Source organism: Streptomyces sp. NBC_00223 (genome assembly GCF_036199905.1).
GTDB lineage: Bacteria > Actinomycetota > Actinomycetes > Streptomycetales > Streptomycetaceae > Actinacidiphila.
Genome location: NZ_CP108109.1, coordinates 2,482,949 through 2,508,333, shown reverse-complemented (window position 1 = coordinate 2,508,333; position 25,385 = coordinate 2,482,949). Strand labels below are relative to the sequence as shown.

15 protein-coding genes are annotated in these 25,385 nt (G+C 71.8%); 14 read left to right on the top strand and 1 reads right to left on the bottom strand.

Features of this window, described 5'->3' with window-relative positions:
* Positions 1–3: 3 nt before the first annotated feature.
* The 5 genes from mreD (at position 4) to OHA30_RS10460 (ending at position 7,185) form a co-directional block, all read left to right on the top strand.
* The gene (gene mreD / locus OHA30_RS10480; RefSeq protein ID WP_328913548.1) at positions 4–651 is read left to right on the top strand and encodes a rod shape-determining protein MreD; all 648 of its coding nucleotides are present in this window, start codon (positions 4–6) and stop codon (positions 649–651) included.
* Complete coding sequence (gene mrdA, locus OHA30_RS10475; RefSeq protein WP_328913547.1) at positions 648–2,876, top strand: penicillin-binding protein 2; 2,229 nt, start codon at positions 648–650, stop codon at positions 2,874–2,876. The genes mreD and mrdA overlap by 4 nt, the downstream gene beginning before the upstream one ends.
* Entirely contained in the window at positions 2,873–4,069 is a 1,197-nt protein-coding gene (rodA, locus tag OHA30_RS10470) for a rod shape-determining protein RodA (protein WP_328913546.1), read from the top strand. The genes mrdA and rodA overlap by 4 nt, the downstream gene beginning before the upstream one ends.
* Before the next feature lie 80 nt (positions 4,070–4,149).
* On the top strand, positions 4,150–5,118 hold the full coding sequence (locus OHA30_RS10465; protein WP_328913545.1) for a CHAD domain-containing protein: 969 nt from the start codon (positions 4,150–4,152) through the stop codon (positions 5,116–5,118).
* Between the two features lie 120 nt (positions 5,119–5,238).
* Positions 5,239–7,185: a TIGR03960 family B12-binding radical SAM protein gene (locus tag OHA30_RS10460; RefSeq protein ID WP_328913544.1), complete on the top strand. Its 1,947-nt coding sequence runs from the start codon at positions 5,239–5,241 to the stop codon at positions 7,183–7,185.
* Between the two features lie 92 nt (positions 7,186–7,277).
* Here the strand turns inward: OHA30_RS10460 and OHA30_RS10455 are convergent, their stop codons facing one another.
* Positions 7,278–10,715, bottom strand: a complete 3,438-nt coding sequence (locus OHA30_RS10455; protein WP_328913543.1) for a CARDB domain-containing protein — start codon at positions 10,713–10,715, stop codon at positions 7,278–7,280.
* A gap of 380 nt (positions 10,716–11,095) precedes the next feature.
* Between OHA30_RS10455 and OHA30_RS10450 the strand changes: the two genes are divergently transcribed.
* The 9 genes from OHA30_RS10450 (at position 11,096) to OHA30_RS10410 (ending at position 25,384) form a co-directional block, all read left to right on the top strand.
* Positions 11,096–11,641: a GNAT family N-acetyltransferase gene (locus OHA30_RS10450; protein WP_328913542.1), complete on the top strand. Its 546-nt coding sequence runs from the start codon at positions 11,096–11,098 to the stop codon at positions 11,639–11,641.
* Between the two features lie 9 nt (positions 11,642–11,650).
* Positions 11,651–12,634, top strand: coding sequence for a hypothetical protein (locus OHA30_RS10445; RefSeq protein ID WP_328913541.1), 984 nt, complete (start codon positions 11,651–11,653; stop codon positions 12,632–12,634).
* 291 nt (positions 12,635–12,925) lie between these two features.
* Positions 12,926–13,678: a TIGR03936 family radical SAM-associated protein gene (locus OHA30_RS10440; protein ID WP_328917807.1), complete on the top strand. Its 753-nt coding sequence runs from the start codon at positions 12,926–12,928 to the stop codon at positions 13,676–13,678.
* A 216-nt stretch (positions 13,679–13,894) separates the two neighbouring features.
* Positions 13,895–18,397 (top strand): Rne/Rng family ribonuclease, encoded by a 4,503-nt coding sequence (locus OHA30_RS10435; RefSeq protein ID WP_328913540.1) that lies wholly within the window; start codon positions 13,895–13,897, stop codon positions 18,395–18,397.
* A gap of 650 nt (positions 18,398–19,047) precedes the next feature.
* Positions 19,048–19,368, top strand: coding sequence for a 50S ribosomal protein L21 (gene rplU / locus OHA30_RS10430; protein WP_328913539.1), 321 nt, complete (start codon positions 19,048–19,050; stop codon positions 19,366–19,368).
* 14 nt (positions 19,369–19,382) lie between these two features.
* Positions 19,383–19,637 carry a 50S ribosomal protein L27 gene (rpmA, locus tag OHA30_RS10425; protein WP_031514533.1) on the top strand — a complete coding sequence of 85 codons (255 nt, stop codon included), beginning with the start codon at positions 19,383–19,385 and terminating at the stop codon, positions 19,635–19,637.
* A gap of 197 nt (positions 19,638–19,834) precedes the next feature.
* The gene (obgE, locus tag OHA30_RS10420) at positions 19,835–21,280 is read left to right on the top strand and encodes a GTPase ObgE (RefSeq protein ID WP_328913538.1); all 1,446 of its coding nucleotides are present in this window, start codon (positions 19,835–19,837) and stop codon (positions 21,278–21,280) included.
* A 282-nt stretch (positions 21,281–21,562) separates the two neighbouring features.
* The gene (locus OHA30_RS10415) at positions 21,563–23,059 is read left to right on the top strand and encodes a bifunctional cytidylyltransferase/SDR family oxidoreductase (RefSeq protein ID WP_328913537.1); all 1,497 of its coding nucleotides are present in this window, start codon (positions 21,563–21,565) and stop codon (positions 23,057–23,059) included.
* Positions 23,060–23,224: 165 nt separating this feature from the next.
* The gene (locus OHA30_RS10410) at positions 23,225–25,384 is read left to right on the top strand and encodes a hypothetical protein (RefSeq protein ID WP_328913536.1); all 2,160 of its coding nucleotides are present in this window, start codon (positions 23,225–23,227) and stop codon (positions 25,382–25,384) included.
* Position 25,385 lies beyond the last annotated feature (1 nt).

Here is a 25,385-nt window from a genome sequence, read left to right as displayed (position 1 = left end):
ACCATGCGCCTCAACCGGATCGTGCTCTCCACCGTCCTGGTGGTCATCGCCATGGTCGTCCAGGTCAGCGTGCTGGCCCGACTGCATCTGCCCGGCGCGGTCCCCGACCTGCTGCTGCTCACGGTGCTCGGGCTGGCCCTGGTCTACGGCCATGTCGGCGGCTGTCTGGTCGGCTTCTTCGCCGGCCTGCTCGCCGACCTCGCCCCGCCCGCCGACCACGCGGTCGGCCGCTACGCCCTCGTGCTGTGCGTGATCGGCTACGCGGCCGGCCTCGCCAAGCCCGAGAACGGCCAGATCCGCACCGCCGCCGGACCGATGATGGTCGTCATCGGCGCGGCGATCGGCACCACGGTGCTCTACGCGGGCGTCGGCAGCCTGGTCGGCGACACCGCGGGCGCCCATGTGGGCCTGGGCAAGCTGGTGTTCACCGCCACGGTGTACGACCTGCTGCTCGCGCCCTTCGTCGTCCCGCTGGTGATGGCGCTGGCCAGACGCTTCGACCGCGACCCGCTGGCGGACGACTCCGCCGGCGGGCTCAGCGGCTTCGGCGGCACCCGTCCGCGCGCCAGGAGCGGGGTCTCCGCCTCGCGCGGCGGCCTGTTCAGCCGGGCCGGCAAGGCGTCGCCCATGCCCAAGGGGGTCCGGCGATGAGCAACATCCCGGAGACCGGGCGGACCACCCGCGTCACCATCCGGCTGGTCGTCCTCCAGGTGCTGATCTTCTCGATGCTGCTGACCCTCGGCGGACGCCTGTGGTTCCTACAGATCCGCAACGGCCAGGAGTACGACCAGAAGGCCGCGAACAACCACATCCAGCAGGTCGTCACCCCCGCCGTGCGGGGCGCGATCCTCGACGACCGCGGTGTGCCGCTCGCCGACAACGAGACCCGGCTGGTGGTCTCCGCCAGCCGCACCGACCTGCTCAAGCAGCCCGACGACGGCAAGGCCGTACTGACCAGGCTCGCGGCCGTGCTCGGCATGGAGCCGCAGGACGTCACGGACAAGGTGCGGCTGTGCGACGCGCAGACCCCGCGCCCGTGCTGGAACGGTTCGCCGTACCAGCCGATCCCGATCACCGACTCGGCCACCACCCAGCAGGCGCTGCAGATCATGGAGCGCCGCGAGGACTTCCCCGGCGTCACCGCGGAGCCGACCGCCGTACGCCGCTACCCGGCGCCGTACAAGGCGAACACCGCTCAGGTGCTGGGCTATCTGGGGCCGGTCACCGACGACGAGGTGGCCGCCTCGGAGAAGACCACCACGCCGCTGCTGCGCTCGGACCAGATCGGCCGCTCGGGCCTTGAGCACACCTACGACTCCGAGCTGCGCGGCAAGGCGGGCGTGACCCGCTACGAGGTCGACAACCTCGGCCGGGTCGTCGGCAAGGCGGGCGACACCCCCGCGCAGCCCGGGGCCAACCTGGTGACCAGCATCGACTCCAAGGTCCAGGCGGTCACCGAGAAGGAACTCCTCCAGGCGATGAAGGACGCCCGCGCCACGTACGACACGGTCACGCACCAGAACTACAAGGCGGACTCGGGCGCGGCCGTCGTCATGGACAACACGACCGGTCAGATCATCGCCATGGCCAGCGCCCCCACCTACGACCCGAACTCCTGGGTCGGCGGCATCTCCGCGAAGGACTACAAGGCGCTCACGGACATCAAGTCCAACTACCCGCTGCTGAACCGGGCCATCCAGGGCCAGTCCGCCCCCGGCTCGACCTTCAAGGTGGTCTCCACCTCGGCGGCGGTCAACGCGGGCTACTCCATCAACGGCTCGTACCCGTGCACGGAGTCGGTGACCATCGGCGACCGCACCTTCAAGAACTTCGAGAACGAGAGCTTCGGCGACATCTCCCTGGCCCGCGCCCTGGAGGTCTCCTGCGACACCGTCTTCTACGGCATCTCGTACGACCAGTGGCAGAAGGACGGCGGCACCAACCCCAAGCACCCCAAGGACTGGTTCTACAAGACCGCCCACCAGTTCGGCCTCGGCGCCAAGACCGGTGTCGACCTGCCGGGCGAGGTCACCGGCCGGATCCCGGACCGGAAGTGGAAGAAGGACTACTTCGACGCGAACAGGTCCGACTGGTGCGCGACGAAGAAGAAGCACAAGAACGACTCGAACCCGCCGCTGGGCATCGCCATCGCCATCGAGAACTGCACCGACGGCTATGTGCTGCGCGCCGGTGACTCGGTCAACTACGCGATCGGCCAGGGCGACACGCTGGTCACCCCGATCCAGATGGCCCGCGCCTACGCGGCGCTCGCCAACGGCGGCACGCTCTACCAGCCGACCATAGGGAAGGCCGTGATCAGCGCGGACGGCAAGACCGTCACCCCGATCAAGCCCAAGGTCGTGGGCAAGCTCCCCGACACGCCGAACACCCTCAAGTACATCAACGAGGCCACCGCGGGCGTCATCACCGAGGGCACCGCCGACTGGAAGTTCGGCGGCTGGCCACAGGACCGGATCCAGCTGCACGCCAAGACCGGTACCGCGGAGGTCGAGGGCAAGCAGACCACGTCCTGGCTGACCACGTACACCAAGGACTACACGATCGTCATGACGATCTCCCAGGGCGGCACCGGCTCCGGCGGTTCCGGTACCGCGATCCGCCGGATCTACGAGGCGATGTACGGCATCACGAAGGACAGCGGCACGATCGACCCGAAGAAGGGGATCATGCCGCAGCCGGTCACCACGCTGCCGAAGATCTCGGCCGACGGCGGCGTCGTCAACGTACGGCCCGCCTCCTTCACCGTGGCCGGTCCGACCGGGCCGCGTACCGGGGACGACACCACGCCGGCGTTGGCCGCGCTGAGTCCGACCCGCACGGAGAAGCTGCTGTACGGCGGGAAGTACTCGTCATGAGCGTGCAGAGCTACTCGGTCCGGCGGTTCACCCCGGAACGGTCCACGCTGGGCAAGATGTTCGCCCGCGACTCGGTGGTACGCCGGGTGGACTGGCTGATGCTGCTGGCGGTGCTGGCGCTGTGCGCGATCGGCACCCTGCTGGTGTACTCGGCGACCCGTAACCGCACCTACCTCACCCATGGCGACCAGTACTACTTCCTGATGCGCCATCTGATGAACGCCGGTATCGGCCTGGGGCTCGCGGTGGGCGCCATGGCGATAGGGCACCACCGGATGCGCAGCGTCGTGCCGTTCTTCTACGCGCTGTCGATCCTCGGCATTCTCGCCGTCCTCAGTCCGCTGGGCTCGACCGTCAACGGCGCGCACGCGTGGATCGTGATCGGCGGCGGCTTCTCGCTCCAGCCCTCGGAGTTCGTCAAGGTCGCGATCATCATCGGCATGGCCATGGTGCTCTCCGCCCGGGTGGACGCGGGCGACAAGGAGCACCCCGACCACCGTACGGTGCTCCAGTCGCTGGCCATCGCCGGGCTGCCCGTGCTGATCATCCTGATGATGCCGGACCTCGGTTCGGTGATGGTGCTCGGCGCGATCGTGCTCGGGGTGCTGCTGGCGTCCGGCGCGTCCAACCGGTGGGTCTTCGGCCTGATCGTCTCGGGCATCACCGGCGCGGTCCTGGTCTGGCAGCTCGGCATCCTCGACAAGTACCAGATCGACCGGTTCGCGGCCTTCGCCAACCCCGCGCTCGACCCGTCCGGTGTCGGCTACAACACTAGCCAGGCGCGGATCGCCATCGGCTCGGGCGGGCTGCTCGGCAAGGGCCTCTTCCACGGCAGCCAGACCAGCGGCCAGTTCGTGCCCGAGCAGCAGACCGACTTCGTCTTCTCCGTCGCGGGCGAGGAACTGGGCTTCGTCGGCGCCGGTCTGATCATCGCGCTGATCGGTGTCATCCTCTGGCGGGCCTGCTCCATCGCCCGCAGCGCCACGGATCTGTACGGCACGATCGTGGCCGCCGGGGTGGTCGCCTGGTTCGGCTTCCAGTCCTTCGAGAACGTGGGCATGACGCTCGGCATCATGCCGGTGACGGGTATCCCCCTACCCTTTGTGTCCTACGGCGGTTCGTCGATGTTCGCCAACTGCATCGCCATAGGGCTGCTCCAGTCCGTGCGGATGCAGCGGCCGATGTCGGCGTGACCGCCTCCGGCTGAGGGAATCGGGGCGGGGCGGACCTCACGGTCATTGCCCCGCCCCGATTCGCGCGCTTCACTGCGGGCATGGGGCAGCGGCGCGGCGACAGGATCGGGGATACGGCCCCGGGCGAGGCCGCCGCGTCCGCTGACGGTGGGGCCGGCACCGAGGGCGGGACGCGCCGCGCGGGGGAGCCCGGGACGGCCGGGGAGACCGCCCTCGCGTATCTGCGGACCCAGGTCGACGCGATCCACGCCCTCGACCCCGCCGTGCGCCGGGCCGAGGAGGACGCCGTGCACCGGATGCGGGTCGCCACCCGCCGGGCGCGCAGCGCGCTCAAGAGCTTCCGCCGCGAACTCGACCGCGCCGCCACCGACCCGCTCGCCGCCGAACTCAAGTGGCTCGCGGCGGTACTCGGCGCCGCCCGCGACCGGGAAGTCCTCGCCGCCCGTCTCGACCTGCGGCTGGCCGAACTCGACCCCGCCCGGGCCACCGAGGCCGCCCGCCGGCGGCTCCGCGCCCCCGCCGTCTCCCACGACGACGCCCAGGCCGAGGTGGTCCGCGTGCTCGACGGCGAGCGCCGCGCCGCCCTGGCAGCCGCCCTCGAAGCGCTGCTCGCCGCGCCCCCGTACCTCCCCGGCGCCGCCGCGCCCGCCGACGGGGCCGCCGGGGCGACCGTACGGCGGGACCGCAAGCGGCTGCGCCGCCGGATCGGGGCCGCGCTCGTCCTGCCGCCGGGCGCCGCGCGGGACATCGCCCTGCACGAGGCCCGCAAGGCCGCCAAGCGCGCCCGTTACTCCGCGGAGGCCGTACGGCCCGTGCTCGGCGAGTGGGCGGCCGGGTACACCGCACGGGTGAAAGCCGTGCAGCAGCTGCTCGGCGAGCACCAGGACAGCGTGATGTGCCGCGCCGAGCTGTCCCGGCTGCGCGCGGACGCCCTGGCCGCGGGCGAGGACCCGGCGCCCTACGACGCGATCGCCCGCCGGGAACACGCGCTGGCCGCGGGCACCGAGGAGCGGCTGCCCGGGGTGTGGGACGAGGTCGTCCGGGCCTGATGACGCCCGCGGGGCCGGTCGGCGGCGGGGGAGGACCCCGCGGCTCGGGTAACCTTGAGGGTCATCCTCGCCCCGGCCGTCCGCCGGGGTTCGCCCCGCCAGCTCATGAGAGTCGCCGAGATGCCTGTCGAGTCGGTCTTCCCGCGCCTGGAAGCGCTGCTCCCGCACGTACAGAAGCCGATCCAGTACGTCGGCGGGGAGCTGAACTCCACCGTCAAGGAATGGGACGCCACCGATGTGCGCTGGGCGCTCATGTACCCCGACGCGTACGAGGTCGGGCTGCCCAACCAGGGCGTGATGATCCTCTACGAGGTGCTCAACGAGCGCGAGCGGGTGCTCGCCGAGCGCACGTACAGCGTCTGGCCGGACCTGGAAGCGCTGATGCGCGAGCACGGTGTGCCGCAGTTCACGGTCGACGCCCACCGGCCGGTGCGCGCCTTCGACCTCTTCGGCCTGAGCTTCTCCACCGAGCTGGGCTACACCAATATGCTCACCGCGCTCGATCTGTCGGGTATCCCGCTGCGGGCGGCCGACCGCACCCTGGACGACCCGATCGTGCTGGCCGGCGGGCACGCGGCCTTCAACCCCGAGCCGATCTCGGACTTCATCGACGCGGCGGTCATCGGCGACGGCGAGCAGGCCGTCCTGGAGATCACCGAGGTCGTCCGTGCCTGGAAGGCCGAGGGCAGGCCCGGCGGCCGTGACGAGATCCTGCTGCGGCTGGCCAGGACCGGCGGGGTGTACGTCCCGCGCTTCTACGACGTGGAGTATCTGGCCGACGGCCGGATCGCCCGGGTCGTCCCCAACCGGTCGGGTGTGCCGTGGCGGGTGTCCAAGCACACCGTGATGGACCTCGACGAGTGGCCGTACCCCAAGCAGCCGCTGGTGCCGCTCGCGGAGACCGTGCACGAGCGGATGTCCGTGGAGATCTTCCGCGGCTGCACCCGCGGCTGCCGCTTCTGCCAGGCGGGCATGATCACCCGGCCGGTGCGCGAGCGGTCGATCACCGGCATCGGCGAGATGGTCGAGAAGGGCCTCAAGGCGACCGGCTTCGAGGAGGTCGGCCTGCTGTCGCTCTCCTCGGCCGACCACACCGAGATCGCCGAGGTCGCCAAGGGCCTCGCCGACCGCTACGAGGACGACAAGATCGGTCTGTCGCTGCCGTCCACCCGGGTGGACGCCTTCAACATCGACCTGGCCAATGAGCTGACCCGCAACGGCCGCCGCTCCGGACTGACCTTCGCCCCCGAGGGCGGCTCCGAGCGCATCCGCAAGGTCATCAACAAGATGGTCACAGAAGAGGACCTGATCCGCACGGTCGCCACGGCCTACGGCAACGGCTGGCGGCAGGTGAAGCTGTACTTCATGTGCGGGCTGCCGACCGAGACCGACGAGGACGTGCTGCAGATCGCGGAGATGGCCAAGCGGGTCATCCAGAAGGGCCGTGAGGTCACCGGGCAGAACGACATCCGCTGCACGGTCTCCATCGGCGGCTTCGTGCCCAAGCCGCACACGCCCTTCCAGTGGGCGCCGCAGCTCGGCGTCGAGGAGACCGACGCCCGGCTGGAGAAGCTGCGCGACGCGATCCGCGGCGACCGCAAGTACGCCCGCAACATCGGTTTCCGCTACCACGACGGCAAGCCCGGCATCATCGAGGGCCTGCTCTCGCGCGGCGACCGCCGGGTCGGCGCGGTCATCCGCGCGGTGTACGAGGACGGCGGCCGCTTCGACGGCTGGCGCGAGCACTTCTCGTACGACCGCTGGATGCGGGCCGCCGAGACGGAACTGCCGGCGCAGGGCGTCGACCTGGCCTGGTACACCACCCGCGAGCGGACCGTCGAGGAGGTGCTGCCGTGGGACCACCTCGACTCGGGCCTGGACAAGGACTGGCTGTGGGAGGACTGGCAGGACGCCCTCGACGAGACCGAGGTCGACGACTGCCGCTGGACCCCGTGCTTCGACTGCGGCGTCTGCCCGCAGCTCGACCTGGACATCCAGATCGGCCCCACCGGCAAGAAGCTCCTCCCGCTGACGGTCACCGGCCCGGGCGCCGGTCCGGCGCGCTGACGGGCGCCGCCGTCGGCGCACCCGGGTGCGCCGACGGCGGGGTTCTGCCCGTGGCCTGACGCGGGGACAGATGTCCCCGCGTCAGGGCGGGGTCAGGAGTGGGGAGTGCCGGTGACGGTGAAGCCGGAGCCCGGCTCGATCACGACACTGCCCTCCGCCGAATTGGTGACCGTCACATTCGTCAGCGTCGAGCTGCCACGGGCGCCGCCCTGGGCCCGGATGCCGGCCCCGTTGTTGGACTTGTCGATCGTGACATTGGTGATCGCGACGCCGGGTGTGCTGCCGCCGCCGTTCTTGAACTGGATGCCGTCGTAGGTCGAGTCGTGGATGTCGGTGTCCCGGATGGTGACACCGGTGATGTCACGGGTCGACGCGAAGAGCGTGATGGCGCCGAACTTCTGCGCCTCGCCCCAGAAGGCGCCGCCCGTGCGGTAGAGGCCGTTGTTGGCGACCAGCGTCTGCCCGGAGAAGGGCAGCGGGTCGTGGTCGGTCGCCAGCATGATGCCCGGGTAGTTCATCGTGTCGTAGATCAGGTTGTTCTCGACCGTGTTGCCGTAACCGCCGTAGATCGCGATGCCGTTGGCCCGCCAGGGCAGCTGAACGGTGTTGTTGACGAAGTGGTTGTCGTGGCCGATGTCGACCGACGGGTCCTTGACGTACCGGTTGGCCCACACGGCCAGGGAGTCGTCGCCCGTGGTGCGGAAGGACGAGTTGAACACCCGGGAGTTGCGCGTGCCGTTGGTGAAGTTGATGCCGTCGGCGTAGGTGTCGCGGATGCGCATCCCGCTGAACTCCAGGCCGTCGGCCGGCCCCCACAGATCGGGGATGTTGTCGTAGTCGCGGCCGACCCAGACACCCACGTTGGCGTGCTCGATCCACACATTGCTGATCTTGGTGTTCTTGCCGAACCGGCCGTTGAGGCCGACACCGCCCTCGGCGTTGCCGTCACCGCCGCGGATCCGGCCGGAGCCGAAGATGGCGATGTCCGAGATCTGGGTGTTGTTGTCGATGTCGAAGCCGAAGTTGCCCTCGTGCGGGTGGTTGATGCTGCCCACGGCGTTCTGCGGCTCGGTCAGGGTGTAGAGCTGCGAGTACCACATGCCCGCGCCGCGAATCGTGACGTTGCTGATGCCCACCTGGTTGTACTGCCCGCGGTGCAGCGGGTCGGCGGTGAGGATCTTCTTCTCCTGCCGCCACTGGCCCGGCGGGATCCACACGCAGCTGATCACGCCGTTCTGGTCGTCCGTGACCGCACGCTGGATGGCGTCGGTGTCGTCGATGCCGTCGTCCGGCACCGCGCCGTACGCCGTGATCGAGGTGCACTCGGCCGGCTTGGCCTTGGGCGGGGCCACCTGCTCCAGGTCGACCAGGTCGATGATGTAGAAGGAGGCGGAGTCGTCCGAGTCGCGCTGGAGCCGGAACGTGGTGCCGGCCGGGTAGGTGCTCGACAGCAGCGCGCTGGTCTCGTCGAACAGCCGGCGCGCGTCGCCCTGCGGGGAGTTCGTCAGCGCCTCGGGGCCGTCGGTGTTGCCGTACAGCCAGCTGTGCTTCGAGGACAGGGTGAGCTTGCGGACGAAGGTGTTGTTGGCGTAGAGGCTGATGGTGGCGTCGATGCCGCCGCCGCCCGGCGCGTCGGGGATGGAGTTGCGCACCACGATCGAGTTCGTCGGGTTGGTGGAGGTGAACTCGACGTACTGGCCGGTGCTGTTGAGCCGTACGGACTTGCGGCCCGAGGACTCGGTGGCGAAGTTCGTGTGGCCGAAGGTGCGCAGCGCGTCGGCCTGGAGCAGGGTGCCGTTGTACCTGCCGTCCTCGGCCTCGTACTCGACGTACGGCACCGCGGCGCCGCGCCCGACCACGATCGAGCGGGAGAACGCGTTGTTGGTCTCGTCGGTCTCGGCGACGAGCCCGGTCGCGTCGGCGGTGGCGGTCAGGGTGGCTCCGCCGCTGACGGCGGTCCAGGTGCCGCGGACGTTCACCACGGTCGTGGCGCCGGCCGCGACCGACGGGGTGTCGGTGTCGAGCGTGGTGCCGCCCACGGTGAGGCGGGTGACGGTCGCGCCGGCGGCGGTGGTGCCGCGGTTGTGCACCGAGACGGTGAACGACACCGCCGAGCCGACCGCCGGGTTCGCCGGGCTCGATCCGATGTCGAGCACCTGGAGGTCGGGGCCAGGGGCCTGGGCGACGACCAGTTGCGCGGTGGCGGTGAAGCCGTTGTTGTCGTTGTCCTGCTCGATGACGGTGTCGGTCGGGTCCACCACGGCGCTGACCCGGTAGCTGCCCATCGCCCGCTTGCCGACGTCGACGCCGACGGTGGTGGAGGCGCCGGGGGCGAGGGCACCCACGGCGGCGCTGCCCGCCACGATCCCGCCGACGCTGACGTTCACCGTGGTCGCGGGCGAGGCGGCGGTGCCGATGTTGCGCACGGTCGCGTTCACCCGGACCGGGTCGGTCTCCACGGGCGAGGTGGGGGTCCACGACAGCGCGGTGACGGTCAGATCGGGGTTGGGCGCGGGGGTGCCGATGACCTGGAGCTCGGCGACCTGGCCGCCGGGCGCCCCGCTGTTGCTGGAGAAGGCCAGCTGGAGGTCGGCGGCGCGTCCGCTGACGGGTATCCGTACGGAGTTCTGGTTGGCCGACGGGCTGAAGGAGTAGTCGGCGCGGGCCTTGAGCGAGGTGAAGGCGGCGGCGCCCTGGCCCCGGCCGAGCACCTGGATGTTCTGCGTTCTGGGTCCCCAGGCCGAGTCGGGGTTGAGCTTGACCACGACCGAGGTGAGGTCGGCGTCGGCGCCGAGCTTCACGGTCAGCGTCGACGGGAAGCCGCTGGACTCCCAGTAGCTGCCGACGTTGCCGTCGTTGGCGTTGGCCGCGACGAAGGTGAAGGTCGACGAGGAGCCCTCGATCGCCTTGCCGCGGGCCAGGTCGGTGCCGGTGCCGTCACCGGGGTCGCCGCCCGTGCCGCCCGTTCCGCCGGTGCCGCCGGTGCCGCCGCCCGTGCCGCCGGGGTCCTGCCCCTGCGTGCCGTGGATCTCGAACGAGGAGATCTGGGCGGCGGGCCAGCCGGTGTTCCCGGTGATGTTCAGCCGTACGTACCGGACGGCCGCCGAAGTGAAGTCGATGGTGACGGTGTTGGCCGAGGACGGGCTGAACAGCCGTCCCTGCGCCGCGGACAGGGTGCTGAAACTGGCGCCGTCGGTGCTGCCCTGCACGGCGATGGCCTCGGTGCGCGCCTCCCACGAGGTGGGCAGCTTCAGCACCACCTCGTCGACGCCGGCGCTGGTGCCGAGGTCGATCTGGAGCCACTGCGGGAAGGCGTTGTTGGTGCTTTCCCAGTACGTCGCCTGGTTGCCGTCGTTGACCGCGGAGGCGGGGTAGCCGCCGACGGCTCCGCTCGCCGAGACGGACTTGCCGAGGGCGAGGTCGGAGCGGTCGGCCGCGGAGGCGGCGGACAGCGGCAGGAGCCCGACGGCGATCAGACCGGCTGTGACGAAGCCGGTGATCAGCCGTCGGCTGAGCTGCTTGCGTTTCATGGGTCCTCTGTTCTGCCGGAACGAGAGCGTGGGGGGTCGCGCTGAACAGGTCGGGCTCCTGCTGCGAAGTTGCAGACAGTTGCTAATAATTGAGAGAGCATTGACCAACTTTTTGCGAGTCACATGGTGCGATCGTGGCAACTGCTTGTCAACGGTTTCCACGCGACGGGCGAGTTTCCGACAGTGGGGTGGCCGGGCGGGGTGGGGACACGGCGGGGGCGGGGCGGTGCCGGAAGCGGGGGCGCGGCCGGCGCCGGTTTCCGTATGGACGGAGGTCGCGGCGGGGTGTGCGGCCGAGGGCGAGGCGGGCCGCGGCGGGGGCGGGCCGGGGGCGCAGAAAAGCGCTGGTTCCGTCCGGAACCGGTGGGCAGACTGAGGTGATGCCGCAGCTCATCACGCCCGACATACGGGTGCACGCCTCGTTCCTGGCCGCCATGGACGAATTCCTCGCCGAGGGGCGCGGATCGACCGCCGACAACTCGATGGTGGGCAGCGATCTGCGGACGTGGGCGCCGGGCTGGCGCGACCCGGAGGTCTTCGCGCGCTACGTCGCCGGCCTGCTCGCCTCCTCGCGGGAGGAGGCACCGCGCCCGCCGGGCTACGTGCCGTGCTCCAACTACTGGTGGGTCGAGGGCGACGAATACCTCGGCCGGATCGCCGTACGCCACCGGCTCAACGACTTCCTGCGCGACTACGGCGGCCACATCGGCTACGACGTCCGCGCCTCGGCGCGCCGCCGCGGGCACGCCACCGCGATGCTGCGCGCCACCCTCCCGTACACCGCCGCGCTCGGCGTCGACCCGGCGCTGATCACCTGCGACACCGCCAACACGGCCTCCCGCAAGGTGATCGAGGCGTGCGGCGGACGGTACGAGGACCAGCGCGGCGACAAGCTCCGCTACTGGGTGCCGACTGCGCTCGGCTAAGTTCAGGGCATGACTTATGGGGGGCCGCCGGCGACCGGCGAGGGCGAAGGCTGCCTGGTCGTCGCCATCCGGATACCGATCCGCGTCCTCGCGCTGATCGTCGTCCTGCCGCTGCGCCTGGCCTGGGACGCGCTGTGCGCGGTGGGCCGCGCCCTGAGCGTGGCGCTGCGCGCGCTGTGGCGTTACGTCCTCGCGCCGCCGCTGATCGCCCTCGTACGCCTGGCCGTGGCGCTGTGGCGGCGGGTGCTCGCGCCGCTCGGGCGGCTGCTGATCGTCGTACCGCTGGTGTGGCTGTGCCGGTCGGTCCTGGTGCCGGTCATCGACGGATTCACAGCCGCCGTCGCCTTCCTGGCCCGCTACGGACTCGTAGGGCCGATGGCCGTCCTGTGGCGGTACGTCCTCGCGCCGATCGGGCGGGGCCTGGCCTGGCTGCTGCCGCTGGTGGTCTTCCTGCCCCTGGCGTTCCTCTGGCAGCGGATTGTCGTACCAGTGGGGAAGGCGATCGGGATCGTCCTGGTCCTCCTCGTGCGGTTCGCGCTGGTGTGGCCGGTGGTGGCGCTGTGGCGGTACGTCCTCCTGCCGCTCGGACGCGGACTGCGGTGGCTGCTGCTGGCGCTGGTGGTGACTCCGCTGGTGTTCGTCTGGCGGCGGATCGTCGTACCGGTCGCCCGGGAGATCGGGACCGCGCTGTGGCACGCCTGGCGGGTCGCCGCCTATGTGTCGAGGGCCGTCGGACGCGGACTGGCCTGGCTCTTCCGGGTGCTGGTCGCGGTCCCGGTGGCCTTCGTCTGGCGCCGCGCCGCCGTGCCCTTCTTCCACGCGGCGGCCGCCGCCGGACGGTGGGCCGGTCGCGTGATGGCCGCCGCCGGACGCTGGGCCCGGATCAATGTGCTGCGCCCGGCGGCGCAGGCGGTGGGGGAGGCCCGGCGGGCGGTGCGCGTCGCCCTGTTCGGCGGCTCGGGCGGCGGCCGCAAGCCGCCGTCCGTGCGGTGACCGGCGGGGAATGGCCAGTAAACCGGGAACAGCCGGGAACAGCCGGGAAATACGGACCGATGAGCGCCGGTCGTACGGGCGGATGAACGGCGGCGCCGCGGGCGGGTGAGCGGGGGCGGTACGGGCGGCCGGCGGAGTTTTCCACAGGCTCCACCAGGGCCGGTGCGCACGCGGCGCGACGCGGCGTAACCTTGTACGTAACGACCCGCAATCACCCGTACCGACCGCACGACGAGGGACTGAACGACACTGGGCAAGCGACAGCCCGAAGGCCCACCGCCCGCACCCGTGGTGCAGCGCATTCGCCTGCGTTACACCAAGCGCGGCCGCCTCCGGTTCACCAGCCACCGCGACTTCCAGCGTGCCTTCGAGCGGGCCCTGCGCCGCGCCGGTGTGCCCATGGCGTACTCGGCCGGTTTCACCCCGCACCCCAAGGTGTCGTACGCCAACGCCGCACCCACCGGTGTCGGCAGTGAGGCGGAGTATCTGGAGATCGCCCTGGCGCAGTTCCGTGACCCGGAGAAGCTGCGGCTGGTGCTCGACGAGTCGCTGCCCGCGGGGCTCGATGTCGTCGAGTCGGTCGAGGCCCACACCTCGGGACTCGCCGAGCGGCTTGAGGCGTCCGTCTGGCAGGTGCGTCTCGACGGGGTCGACCCCGACGAGGCGCGGCGGGCGGTCGTGGTGTTCCTCGCCGCGGACACCGTGGAAGTACAGCGCAACACCAAGAACGGCATCCGCACCTTCGACTGCCGCGCCGCCGTCACACGACTGGACGTCGTGGACGAGGACGCGACGGAACGGGGTGCCGATGCGCCGCGGGATCGCGCCTGTGCGATACTGCGGCTGGTTGTGCGGCATCTGACACCTGCCGTACGGCCCGACGACGTACTGTCCGGCCTCCAATCGACGGCCGACCTCGCGCCGCCGGTCCCCGCAGCGGTGACCAGGCTGGCGCAGGGGCCGCTCGACGAGGAGTCCGGCACGGTCACCGACCCGCTCGCGCCAGATCGCGACGCCGTGGCGGTACCGGCCGGTTCCGCGTAAGTACGGCGTCACGTGTCGCCGACGCACCAGGGAGCCACCCGGGTCCGGCGCCGCTGACCACTTGAGACTTTCGTCGGCCCCCCACGGGCGGGCCGACGCGACACAGCAGCTCCCGTGCGGCGCCCGCGCCCCCGGAGGCCGGCCCCGCGATCCAAGCGGCACGCCGGCCCCGAAATTGGACGCGGCGCCCGGGAGCATGACGGGAGCAATGCCCGAATGCACGAAGAGACCGACTCCAACACGCCGGAACCGACGTCCGGTTCCGATTCCTCCACCGGCGACGCGGCGCCCGCGCGACCGCGGCGCCGCGCGACCCGTAAGGCCACGGCCCCCGCGCCCGCGGAGAGCGCCACCGGTACGGACGCGAGCGCGTCCGCCGGGCAGGACGCTCCGGCGGCGCCCAAGCGCCGGGCGACCCGCAAGACGGCGGCCGCCGCCGAGCCAGCGGCGGCCCCGGAAACCCCGGCCGCCGCTGAGGAAGAGGCCCCCGCGCGCCCCCGGCGCCGGGCCACCCGCAAGGCCACGGCTGCGGCCGAGGCCCCCGCCACTGAGACGCCGACCGCCACCGAGGAAGAGGCCCCCGCGGCCCCCCGGCGCCGGACCCGTAAGACGGCGGCCGCCGCGGAGCCCGAGGCCCCGGCTGCCGAGGAAGCCCCCGCGCCGACTCGCCGCCGCGCCACGCGCAAGGCCACGGCTTCGGCCGAGGCGCCCGCCGCCGAGACCCCGGCCGCCGCTGAGGAAGAGGCACCCGCGCGCCCCCGCCGCCGGGCCACCCGCAAGGCGACGGCCCCGGCCGGCGCCCCCGCCGACTCCGGCGAGGTCACCGTCGCCGAGCCGGCACCCGTGACCTCCCCCGACGAGGGCGGTTCGGTCGTCGTGGACGCCGAGGCCGCCCCGCCGCGTAGCCGCCGCCGCGCGACCCGCAGCGCCGCGGCCCCCGCGCCCGCCCCCGAGGCCCCCGCCGCGGAGCAGGCCCCCGCCGCCGCGCCCGCACCCGAAGCGGCCGCTCCCGAGGCGGCGGAAGAGGCTCCGGCCCGCACCCGCCGCCGGGCGACCCGTAAGGCCACGGCCCCGGCCGGCGCCCCCGCCGAGGCCGCTGAGGCCGTCGCCGAGGCTCCCGCCACCGAGACCGCGGCCCCCGCCGCCGAGGCCGCCCCCGCGCGTACCCGCCGCCGGGCCACCCGTCAGGCCGCCGCGCCCGCCGTGGCCGAGCAGACCCCCGAGCCGGTCGCCGCGCCGCCCGCACCCGAGGCAGCTCCCGCCGAGGCGCCCGCCGCCGAGGAAGCCCCGGCCCGTACCCGCCGCCGCGCCACCCGTAAGGCCGCTACCCCGGCCCCCGCCGAGGCCGCCGCCGTACAGCCCGCTCCCCGGGCCGCCCAGGCGCCTGCCGCGCCCGCTCCCGCGGCCGCCCCCGCCGAGAGCGAGACCACCGGCCGCTCCCGCCGGCGCGGTGGGAAGCGGGGCGCTCCGGCCCCCGCCACCTTCTCCGCCGGGGACGGCTCGCGCCGGCTCAAGCCCGGCGCCCTCGCGCCCAAGGAGGCCGCCCAGGCCGCCTCCGACGAGGCCGAGGCCGCCGCGCAGGAGGCACCGCGCGCCGCCGAGGTGCGGACCGCGTACACCGGCAAGGCGCTGCGCGACGGCGACGGCTGGGCCGTCGAGGTCGACGACGCCTACGAGATCCGCGGCTACGGCGACACCCTGGAGGAGGCCAGCACCCAGGCGGCCATCGCCGTCGCGGACGCCTTCGGCATCCCCCAGCAGAACGTGACCATCGAGGTGCGCTCCGAGGAGATCGAGGAGGCCGCGCCCACGCGCGGCCGGCGCCGTGCCGTACGGCCCGCCGTCGCCGTCTTCCAGCCGCCCGTCTTCCAGGCGCCCACCGCGCCGGCCGACGCCGCCGCCGAGGTGGTCCAGGAGCCGGAGGCCGCGCACGACGAGGACGAGGGCGAGGCCGAGGCCGAGGAGGACCGGGGTCCGCGGCGCCGCCGCCGTCGCCGCGGGGGAGCCGCCGAGCAGGCGCCCGTCGCCGTGACCGCCGCGGACGAGCCGGAGGTGGAGTCCGACATCGAGGCCGAGGGCGACATCGACGAGGCCGAGGAGCACGACGGCGACACGGACGGCGAGGACCGCCCGTCGCGCCGCCGTCGCCGCGGTGGCCGCCGCCGTCGCCGTGGTGAGTCCGCCGAGCACGAGCACGACGAGGCCGTGTCCGGTGAGGACGAGGCCGAGAGCGAGCACGACGAGAACGAAGACGGGGCCGGGACCGGGACCGGGGATGAGGACCACGACGAGGACAACGGCGGCGGGTCCAGCGCGAGCAGCCGCCGCAGGCGCCGCCGCCGTCGCCGCGGTTCGGACGCGGCCGGCGACGACGGCCACGACACGAACGGCGCCGACGACCCCGAGCGGACCGTCGTCAAGGTCCGTGAGCCCCGCTCCCCGCGTCTGGAGGGCGGCACGGGCGTCGACGAGGTGCAGTCCATCAAGGGCTCCACACGTCTTGAGGCCAAGAAGCAGCGCCGCCGCGAAGGCCGCGAGCAGGGCCGTCGCCGGGTGCCGATCATCACCGAGGCGGAGTTCCTGGCCCGCCGCGAGGCCGTCGAGCGCGTCATGGTGGTCCGGCAGAACGGCGACCGTACGCAGATCGGCGTGCTGGAGGACAACGTCCTCGTCGAGCACTACGTCAACAAGGAGCAGGCCACCTCGTACGTCGGCAACGTCTACCTGGGCAAGGTCCAGAACGTGCTGCCGTCGATGGAGGCCGCGTTCGTCGACATCGGCAAGGGCCGCAACGCCGTGCTCTACGCGGGCGAGGTCAACTTCGAGTCGCTCGGCCTGTCCGGTGGCCCGCGCAGGATCGAGTCCGCGCTCAAGTCCGGCCAGCCCGTGCTCGTCCAGGTCACCAAGGACCCGATCGGCCACAAGGGCGCCCGGCTGACCAGCCAGGTCTCGCTGCCCGGCCGCTACCTGGTCTACGTGCCCGAGGGCTCGATGACCGGCATCAGCCGCAAGCTGCCCGACACCGAGCGGGCCCGGCTCAAGACCATCCTCAAGAAGATCGTCCCCGAGGACGCGGGCGTCATCGTGCGCACGGCGGCCGAGGGCGCGAGCGAGGACGAGCTGCGCCGCGACGTGGCGCGCCTCCAGTCGCAGTGGGAGGAGATCCAGAAGAAGGCGAAGAGCGGCGGCGGTTCGAACGCGCCCGCGCTGCTCTACGGCGAGCCGGACATGACCGTGCGGGTCGTCCGCGACATCTTCAACGAGGACTTCTCCAAGGTCATCGTCAGCGGTGACGAGGCGTGGGCGACGATCCACGAGTACGTCGCCAATGTCGCGCCCGACCTCGCGGACCGGCTGTCGCGCTGGACGTCGGAGGTGGACGTCTTCGCGACGTACCGCATCGACGAGCAGCTGCTCAAGGCGCTGGACCGCAAGGTGTGGCTGCCGTCCGGCGGTTCGCTGGTGATCGACAAGACCGAGGCGATGGTCGTGGTCGACGTCAACACCGGCAAGTTCACCGGGCAGGGCGGCAACCTGGAGGAGACCGTCACCCGCAACAACCTGGAGGCGGCCGAGGAGATCGTCCGCCAGCTGCGGCTGCGGGACCTCGGCGGCATCGTGGTGATCGACTTCATCGACATGGTGCTGGAGTCCAACCGCGACCTGGTGATGCGGCGCCTGCTGGAGTGCCTGGGCCGGGACCGTACGAAGCACCAGGTGGCCGAGGTGACCTCGCTCGGGCTGGTGCAGATGACCCGCAAGCGGGTCGGTCAGGGGCTGCTCGAGTCCTTCTCCGAGACGTGCGTGCACTGCAACGGGCGTGGCGTCATCGTCCACATGGACCAGGCGACGACCGTCGGTGGCGGCGGCAAGCGCAAGCGGCGCCGTGGTGGCGCCGGTGCGGGTGCCGAGGGCCACGACCACGAGCACGTGGTGGAGTCGGACATCGAGGAGACCGGCGAGGCGGAGGACGTCGAGGAGACGGAGCTGCCGGAGCTGGAGCCGATCGAGGTCGGCGAGTCGGACCTGGTGCCGACGGTCGGCGATCCTGAGGAGGAGTGGTTCGGCACCGCCGCGGAGGCGGAGGCCGCCGCGAACGACCGGTCCCGGCGGGGTCGGCGGCGCGGTGCCCGCAAGGTGACCGCGCCCGCGGGCGCGCCCGCCGCGGCCGACCGCGCGCCGGAGCCGGCCGTGGTGGTCGTGCCGGTCAGCGAGCCCGATGTCGAGCCGGAGCCCGAGCTCGTGCCCGAGGTGTCGACGGAGCCGCCGGCGCGGACGAGGCGGCGTGCGACGCGCAAGGCGACCGCTCCGGCGGGTTCTCCGGCGTCGTCCTCGGCCGAGGACGCGGCGGTCGTGGTGGTGCCGGCCGAGCCGGTGGCCGTCGTGCCCGTGGCGGAGCCCGAGCCCGTGCCCGAGGTGTCGACGGAGCCGCCGGCGCGGACGAGGCGGCGTGCGACGCGCAAGGCGACCGCTCCCGCGGGTTCTCCGGCGTCCTCTTCGGCCGAGGACGCGGCCGTCGTGGTCGTGCCCGCGCCCGCGGAGACCCCCGCGGAGCCGGCGGAGGACGCGGCCGAGCCGAAGAAGCGGGCGCCGCGCAAGGCTGCCGCGAAGAAGGCGCCGGCGAAGAAGGCGGCCAAGAAGGTCGCCGCCAAGAAGACCGCGGCGAAGAAGACGCCGGCCAAGAAGGCCGCGAAGAAGTCCTCCACCCCCGCGGAATAACGTCCCCGCCCCACCCCGCCGCCCGCCTGGCCCCAGCGCCCAGGCGGGCGGCGCCATTTCCCAGCTGCGCTTCGCTCTCCGCCGTCGTCGCGGGCGGGACCGTTCCCCCGGGCGGGTGCGACGTCGGGCGGGCGTGCGGTCGCCCCGCCGGGCGTCACGCGTGGCGCGTGGCCGCCGTTCCCCCGGCGGGGTGCGTCGCCGGGCGCGGCACGTGACCCGCCCCCGGGCGTGGCCGGGACTCATGCGGGGAGCGCGGCCGCAGCCGTTTCCCCCCGGGCGGGGCCGGCGGGCCGCAGTTGTGGCAGTGGGCGCCTCGGCGTCCGGGCGGATGCCCGCTGTGGCTGGGTACGCGTGGGTCGGCCGCGTTGGCCGGCGGCGTTGCGTGGTGCCGGAGTTGTGCCCCGCCCGGTCGGCGTCGGCCTTCGCTCTGCCGCTGCCGCCGGTGGGCGGCGCCGTTCCCCCGGGCGCGGCACGTGGGATTTGACCGTGCCGAAGGCACTCCGTAGTCTTGACCTTCGGCGTTTCTGCGCCCACTCCTGAGCAGTTTCCTCCTGGCAGGCCCCTCCGGGCCCGTCGGGAGAGGCCCCCCTCGCACCACACAGGGACGGCTGGCATCAGGGGTCCGATTCGAGCCAGAGAGTGAGTTCCGCGTGTACGCGATCGTGCGTAGCGGTGGCCGTCAGCACAAGGTTGCTGTCGGAGACATCGTTGAGGTTGACAAGATTCCCACGGGCAAGGTGGGCGACGCGGTCGAGCTCTCGACGCTGCTCGTCGTGGACGGCGAAGCCGTCACGAGCGACCCGTGGGTGCTGGCCGGGATCAAGGTCGAGGCCGAGATCGTGGACCACCACAAGGGCCAGAAGATCGACATCCTGCGCTACAAGAACAAGACGGGCTACCGCCGTCGTCAGGGTCACCGCCAGCAGTACACGGCGCTGAAGATCACCGGCATCCCCACGGCTGCGAAGTAAGGGACTGAGGAGAGATGGCACACAAGAAGGGCGCATCGTCCACCCGGAACGGTCGCGACTCCAACGCTCAGCGGCTCGGCGTGAAGCGCTTCGGCGGTCAGGTCGTCAACGCCGGTGAGATCATCGTCCGCCAGCGCGGTACCCACTTCCACCCGGGCTCCGGCGTCGGCATCGGCAAGGACGACACGCTGTTCGCCCTGTCCGCCGGTGCGGTCGAGTTCGGCACGAAGCGCGGTCGCCGCGTCGTGAACATCGTTCCGGCCGCCTGATCCTGCTGAGACCGATCCTCCGGGACTGACCTCCCGGACCGATCCTCCGGATCACGGCACGCCGAAGAGACTTCGAGGGCGGACCCCGCTCCCGGTAACGGGAAGCGGGGCCGCCCTCGACGCGTTGTACCACTTGACACATGCGTGGAATCACGAGCGAACCACCGCACACCCGCAGGTAACTGGAGGAAGCACCCATGACCACCTTCGTGGACCGCGTCGAGCTGCATGTCGCCGCGGGTAACGGGGGCCACGGCTGCGCCTCCGTGCACCGGGAGAAGTTCAAGCCGCTGGGCGGCCCCGACGGCGGCAACGGCGGTCGCGGCGGCGATGTGATCCTGGTCGTCGACCAGGACGTCACCACGCTGCTCGACTACCACCACAGCCCCCACCGCAGGGCCACCAACGGCAAGCCTGGCGAGGGCGGCAACCGTTCGGGCAAGGACGGCACCGACCTGGTGCTGCCGGTGCCGGACGGCACGGTCGTGCTGAACGGGCAGGGCGAGGTACTGGCCGACCTGGTGGGCCAGGGCACCACGTACGTCGCGGGCCAGGGCGGCCGCGGGGGCCTGGGCAACGCGGCGCTGGCCTCGGCCCGCCGCAAGGCGCCCGGCTTCGCGCTGCTGGGCGAGCCCGGCACCTTGCAGGACGTCGTGCTGGAGCTCAAGACCGTCGCCGACGTGGCGCTGGTCGGCTACCCGAGCGCGGGCAAGTCCTCGCTGATCTCCGTGCTGTCGGCGGCCAAGCCGAAGATCGCGGACTACCCGTTCACCACGCTGGTGCCCAACCTCGGTGTGGTGACCGCGGGCTCGACCGTGTACACGATCGCCGACGTGCCCGGGCTGATCCCCGGCGCCAGCGAGGGCCGCGGGCTCGGTCTGGAGTTCCTGCGGCACGTCGAGCGCTGCTCGGTGCTCGTGCACGTGCTGGACACCGCGACCCTGGAGTCCGACCGCGACCCGGCGACCGACCTCGACGTGATCGAGGCGGAGCTGCGGGCGTACGGCGGCGGGCTCGAGGACCGGCCCCGGCTGGTCGTGCTCAACAAGATCGACGTGCCCGACGGGCGGGACCTCGCCGAGATCATCAAGCCGGACCTGGAGTCCCGCGGCTACCAGGTCTTCGAGGTGTCCGCGGTCTCGCACGAAGGTCTCAAGGAGCTGTCCTTCGCGCTGGCGAAGATCGTCGCCGAGACGCGCGCGGACCGGCCGGCCCAGGAGTCCACGCGGATCGTCATCCGGCCGCGTGCGGTCGACGACGCGGGCTTCACCGTCACGCACGACACCGACGAGGACGTCTTCCGCGTCCGCGGCGAGAAGCCCGAGCGCTGGGTGCGCCAGACCGACTTCTCGAACGACGAGGCCGTCGGCTACCTCGCGGACCGCCTCAACCGCCTCGGCGTCGAGGACGCGCTGCTCAAGGCGGGCGCCAAGCCGGGCGACGGCGTCGCCATCGGCTCCGACGACGACGCGGTCGTCTTCGACTGGGAGCCGTCCATCGTCGCCGGCGCGGAGATGCTGGGTCGCCGCGGCGAGGACCACCGCCTGGACGCGCCCCGCGCGGCCGTGACCCGGCGCCGGGACCGCGACGCCGAGCGGGACGAGGCCGAGCAGGAGTACCGCGGCTTCGACCCCTTCGCGTAGCCCGCGACCCGGCGGACGGGCCCGGCCGCCTCACGCGCGGCCGGTCCCCGCCCGCCGGGAGGCCCCGCGTGCCGCCCGCCGGTCGGCCCGCGCCACCCGCCCGGCTGGCCCGCGCCGGAACACGCCGACGCCGCACCGGGTTTCGTCCGTCCCGTCCCCGTGCGCGGCCCGGCCGCCACGGGGTGAACGGGGGGTGACAGGGGCGGGGGGAACGCCTTGCGGGACGATTACCGGGGGTGAGACGATCCCGTACACCTCTTGTTGTCTTTAGGTAGGTTTTTCGTGTCCCAGCACACCGCCAAGACCCGCACCACCGCCGTCGTCCTCGCGGGCGGCACCGGCCAGCGGGTGGGCCTGTCGATTCCCAAGCAGTTGCTGAAGATCGCCGGCAAGGCGGTGATCGAGCACACGCTCACCATCTTCGAACAGGCCGAGGACATCGACGACGTCGTCGTCCTGATGGCTCCCGGCTATGTCGCCGACGTCGAGAAGCTCGTCGCCAAGGCCGGCCTGAGCAAGGTCAGCCAGGTCATCGAGGGCGGCGCGACCCGTAACGAGACCACCGAGCGGGCCATCGCCGCCCTCAGCCAGGACCTGGAGCCGGGCGAGGACCGCAATGTGCTGTTCCACGACGCGGTCCGCCCCCTGCTGTCGCAGCGCGTGATCACGGACTGCGTCGCCGCCCTCGCCCGCTACCAGGCGGTCGACGTGGCGATCCCCTCGGCGGACACCATCATCGTCACCCGCACCCACGGGGACGACGGCGAGTTCATCACCGACGTCCCGGACCGCTCCCGGCTGAGGCGCGGCCAGACTCCCCAGGCGTTCCGGCTCTCCACCATCCGCCGCGCCTACGAGGTCGCCGGCGGCGACCCCAACTTCCAGGCCACCGACGACTGTTCGGTGGTCCTGAAGTATCTGCCGGACGTGCCGATCTATGTCGTCCCCGGTGACGAGCACAATATGAAGGTGACCCAGCCGGTCGACGTCTTCATCGCCGACAAGCTCTTCCAGCTCGCCTCCACCGCGGCCCCCGGCCAGTCCGACGAGGCCGCGTACCGCGAACTGCTCTCGGGCAAGACCCTCGTCGTCTTCGGCGGCTCCTACGGCATCGGCGCGGACATCGCGGCGATGGCCGAGGGCTACGGCGCCCGGGTGTTCGCGCTGGGCCGCTCCACCACCGGCACCCACGTCGAGGACCCCGAGCACGTGGACGACGCGCTGTCCCGGGCGTACGCCGAGACCGGCCGGGTCGACTTCGTGGTGAACACCGCGGGCGTGCTGCGCATCGGCCGGCTCGCCGAGACCGACAACGCCACCATCGAGGAAGCGCTGCGGGTCAACTACCTGGCCCCGGTGCAGATCGCCCGCGCCTCGCACAAGTACCTCGCCGAGACCGACGGACAACTGCTGCTCTACACGTCCAGCAGCTACACCCGCGGCCGCGCCGACTACAGCCTGTACTCCTCGACCAAGGCCGCGATGGTCAACCTCACCCAGGCGCTGGCCGACGAGTGGGCCTCGGACGGCATCCGGGTCAACTGCGTCAACCCCGAGCGCACCGCCACCCCGATGCGGACCAAGGCGTTCGGCCAGGAACCGGCCGGCAGCCTGCTCTCCTCGGAGGCGGTGGCCCGCACCTCCCTGGACGTCCTGCTCTCGACACTCACCGGCCATGTCATCGACGTACGCCAGCAGGATCCGATGCAGGGCTTCTCCGGAGCATCGGGAATCGAACGGGCATTGGCGCAGGTTTTGGCCGAGGGAGAAGACGCGTAGTAGGGTTGGCGCGATTGGATTGAGCTCGGAGATCCCGTAGAGGTCCCTGGGGTGTGTGCCCGTCGGCGCGCCCAGGGACTTCATCGGTTGGTGGGGGGAATGTGTTATGGCGCGCATTTCCCCTTATCGCGCCTTCCCGTCGACTTCGCACAGGAGCAGTCACTCGTGATTCCCAACGCCATTCGCCTGGCCCGTGTGGCGACCGGTTCCGAGCTGGCCGCCGCGCTGGCCCTGCTCCTCAGCTTCCCCTGTCTGGTGGCGGCGGCCCTGCTGCCCAACGTGTGGTTGCTGGTGGCGGCCGGTGTGGTCAGTTATGTCAGCGACTGGTATCTCCATCATCGTCGTACTTATCTGATCAACCGGTTGAGCAGGGCACGAGCAGGTCTTTCCCTGCGTTTCCTTATGCGCGAACTGACGCTCGTGCTGTTGTTGGCCCGATTGCACCTGGCGAATACCACGGCATTTTCCATTGTCGTGGTCTACTTTTTGCTCTTCTATGGTATGCAGGCGCCGCACAGTGCTCTCATCACACTTATCCGAAATCGCCGCAGACTTCCCTTCAGCACACGGAACATCGATCTCTCCGGGCTGCGGATCACCGACGCGCCGTCCCTGGCGCTGACCTCGCGGTCCGGCGAGAAGATGCTCCACCTCGACCTGGCCGCCGTGGCCGGGGTGCTGGTCTTCGCCGAGACCGGCCACCCGCTGTACGCGTACATCGGCGGCGGGATCACCATCGCCCTCGGCACGCTGTACATCCTCGCGCTCGCCCCCTACCTGCGGCGCAGCTGGCTTCCCGCGCCCACGGGCGAGGCGCTGGCCTTCATGGACCGCTGGCTGAGCGCCTACCGGCCGTCCACCGTGCTCTACTTCTCCGGCTCCAACGACTCCGCCTACCAGGTCGACATGTGGCTGGACGCCATGGCGGAGCTGGAGGGGGAACGCCCGCTGGTGATCCTGCGCGAACGCGGGGTCCTGCTCCAGCTCGCCGACACCGACCTGCCGGTGCTGTGCGTACCGGGCTCGGTGCATCTGATGAATATGGACCTGTCCACCGTCCGGGTGGCGCTGTACCCGGCCAACGTCGGCAAGAACATCCATCTGCTGCGGGTGCCGACCATGAAGCACGTCTTCATCGGCCACGGCGACAGCGACAAGGTCGCGAGCGTCAACCCGTTCAGCAAGGTGTACGACGAGGTGTGGACGGCGGGCAAGGCGGGCCGCGACCGTTACGCCCTCGCCGACGTCGGGGTGCGCGACGAGGACATCGTCGAGGTCGGCCGGCCGCAGCTGGCCCGGATCACCGCGTGGGACGGCTCGCCCGCCGAGGGCATCCCGACCGTCCTGTACGCGCCCACCTGGGAGGGCTGGACCGACGAACCCGGCAACACCTCGCTGATGCGGGCCGGCCACAACATCGTGCGCCGGCTGGTCGAGTCCAAGACCCCGGTCCGGGTGCTGTACAAACCGCACCCGTTCACCGGCACCGTCAGCGCCAAGGCTGCGCGCGCCCATGAGCGGGTGGTGGCGCTGCTGGCCAAGGCCACCGAGGACCGCGCCGCCGACCCGGCGTGGGCCGGCCGGATCGCCCGGGGCGCCGCCGAGCAGGAGCGGGCCGGGGCAGAACTGGCCCGGATCGAGGCCGAACTCGAAACGCTGGTCCCCAAGGCCGCCTCCCCGGAGGCCGATCCGGCCATAATGTCCAGGGACGCGATGGCCGACCCCGCGGTGACCGCCCGGGTCGCGGAGCTGCGCGAGGCGTGGAACTCCGCCTACTGGCGCTCGCTCAGCGACTGGGAGCACAAGGTCCTGTCCGGCCCGACGCCGCATCTGTACGAGTGCTTCAACGAGGCCGACGCGATGGTCTCGGACATCTCCAGCGTGGTCTCCGACTTCGTCGCCACCGGCAAGCCGTACGCCATCACCGACTCGGCGGGGCTGGGCACGGAGGAGTTCCGGCGGCAGAACACCGCGGCCCGTGCCGCCCTGATACTGAACAACAAGGCGAGCAGGATCGGTGAACTCATCACCGCCGTGCTCCACCCGGAGAAGGACCCGCTGACCGCGCCACGCCGGGAGATCAAGCAGTATCTGCTCGGCCCCGACGAGCCGTCCTCGATCGTCAGGTTCGGCGCCGCACTGACCGAACTGGCCCGCAAGGCCGAGGTCCGGCTGCTCCAGCAGGCCGCGATGGCCCAGCCCGGCAGCGCCGGGGAGGCGGCCACATCGACCGCCGAGGCACGGAACGAAATGGAGCAATCCATTCCGGACCGACTCGCCGACGAGGAGCTGGCGGCCGACGGCCAGGAGACGAACGCGGGATGAC

Coding starts and splice junctions, on each gene's coding strand:
- mreD (WP_328913548.1), top strand. CDS start 4: ATGCGCCTCAACCGGATCGTGCTCTCCACCGTCCTGGTGGTCATCGCC.
- mrdA (WP_328913547.1), top strand. CDS start 648: ATGAGCAACATCCCGGAGACCGGGCGGACCACCCGCGTCACCATCCGG.
- rodA (WP_328913546.1), top strand. CDS start 2,873: ATGAGCGTGCAGAGCTACTCGGTCCGGCGGTTCACCCCGGAACGGTCC.
- OHA30_RS10465 (WP_328913545.1), top strand. CDS start 4,150: ATGGGGCAGCGGCGCGGCGACAGGATCGGGGATACGGCCCCGGGCGAG.
- OHA30_RS10460 (WP_328913544.1), top strand. CDS start 5,239: ATGCCTGTCGAGTCGGTCTTCCCGCGCCTGGAAGCGCTGCTCCCGCAC.
- OHA30_RS10455 (WP_328913543.1), bottom strand. CDS start 10,715: ATGAAACGCAAGCAGCTCAGCCGACGGCTGATCACCGGCTTCGTCACA.
- OHA30_RS10450 (WP_328913542.1), top strand. CDS start 11,096: ATGCCGCAGCTCATCACGCCCGACATACGGGTGCACGCCTCGTTCCTG.
- OHA30_RS10445 (WP_328913541.1), top strand. CDS start 11,651: ATGACTTATGGGGGGCCGCCGGCGACCGGCGAGGGCGAAGGCTGCCTG.
- OHA30_RS10435 (WP_328913540.1), top strand. CDS start 13,895: ATGCACGAAGAGACCGACTCCAACACGCCGGAACCGACGTCCGGTTCC.
- rpmA (WP_031514533.1), top strand. CDS start 19,383: ATGGCACACAAGAAGGGCGCATCGTCCACCCGGAACGGTCGCGACTCC.
- obgE (WP_328913538.1), top strand. CDS start 19,835: ATGACCACCTTCGTGGACCGCGTCGAGCTGCATGTCGCCGCGGGTAAC.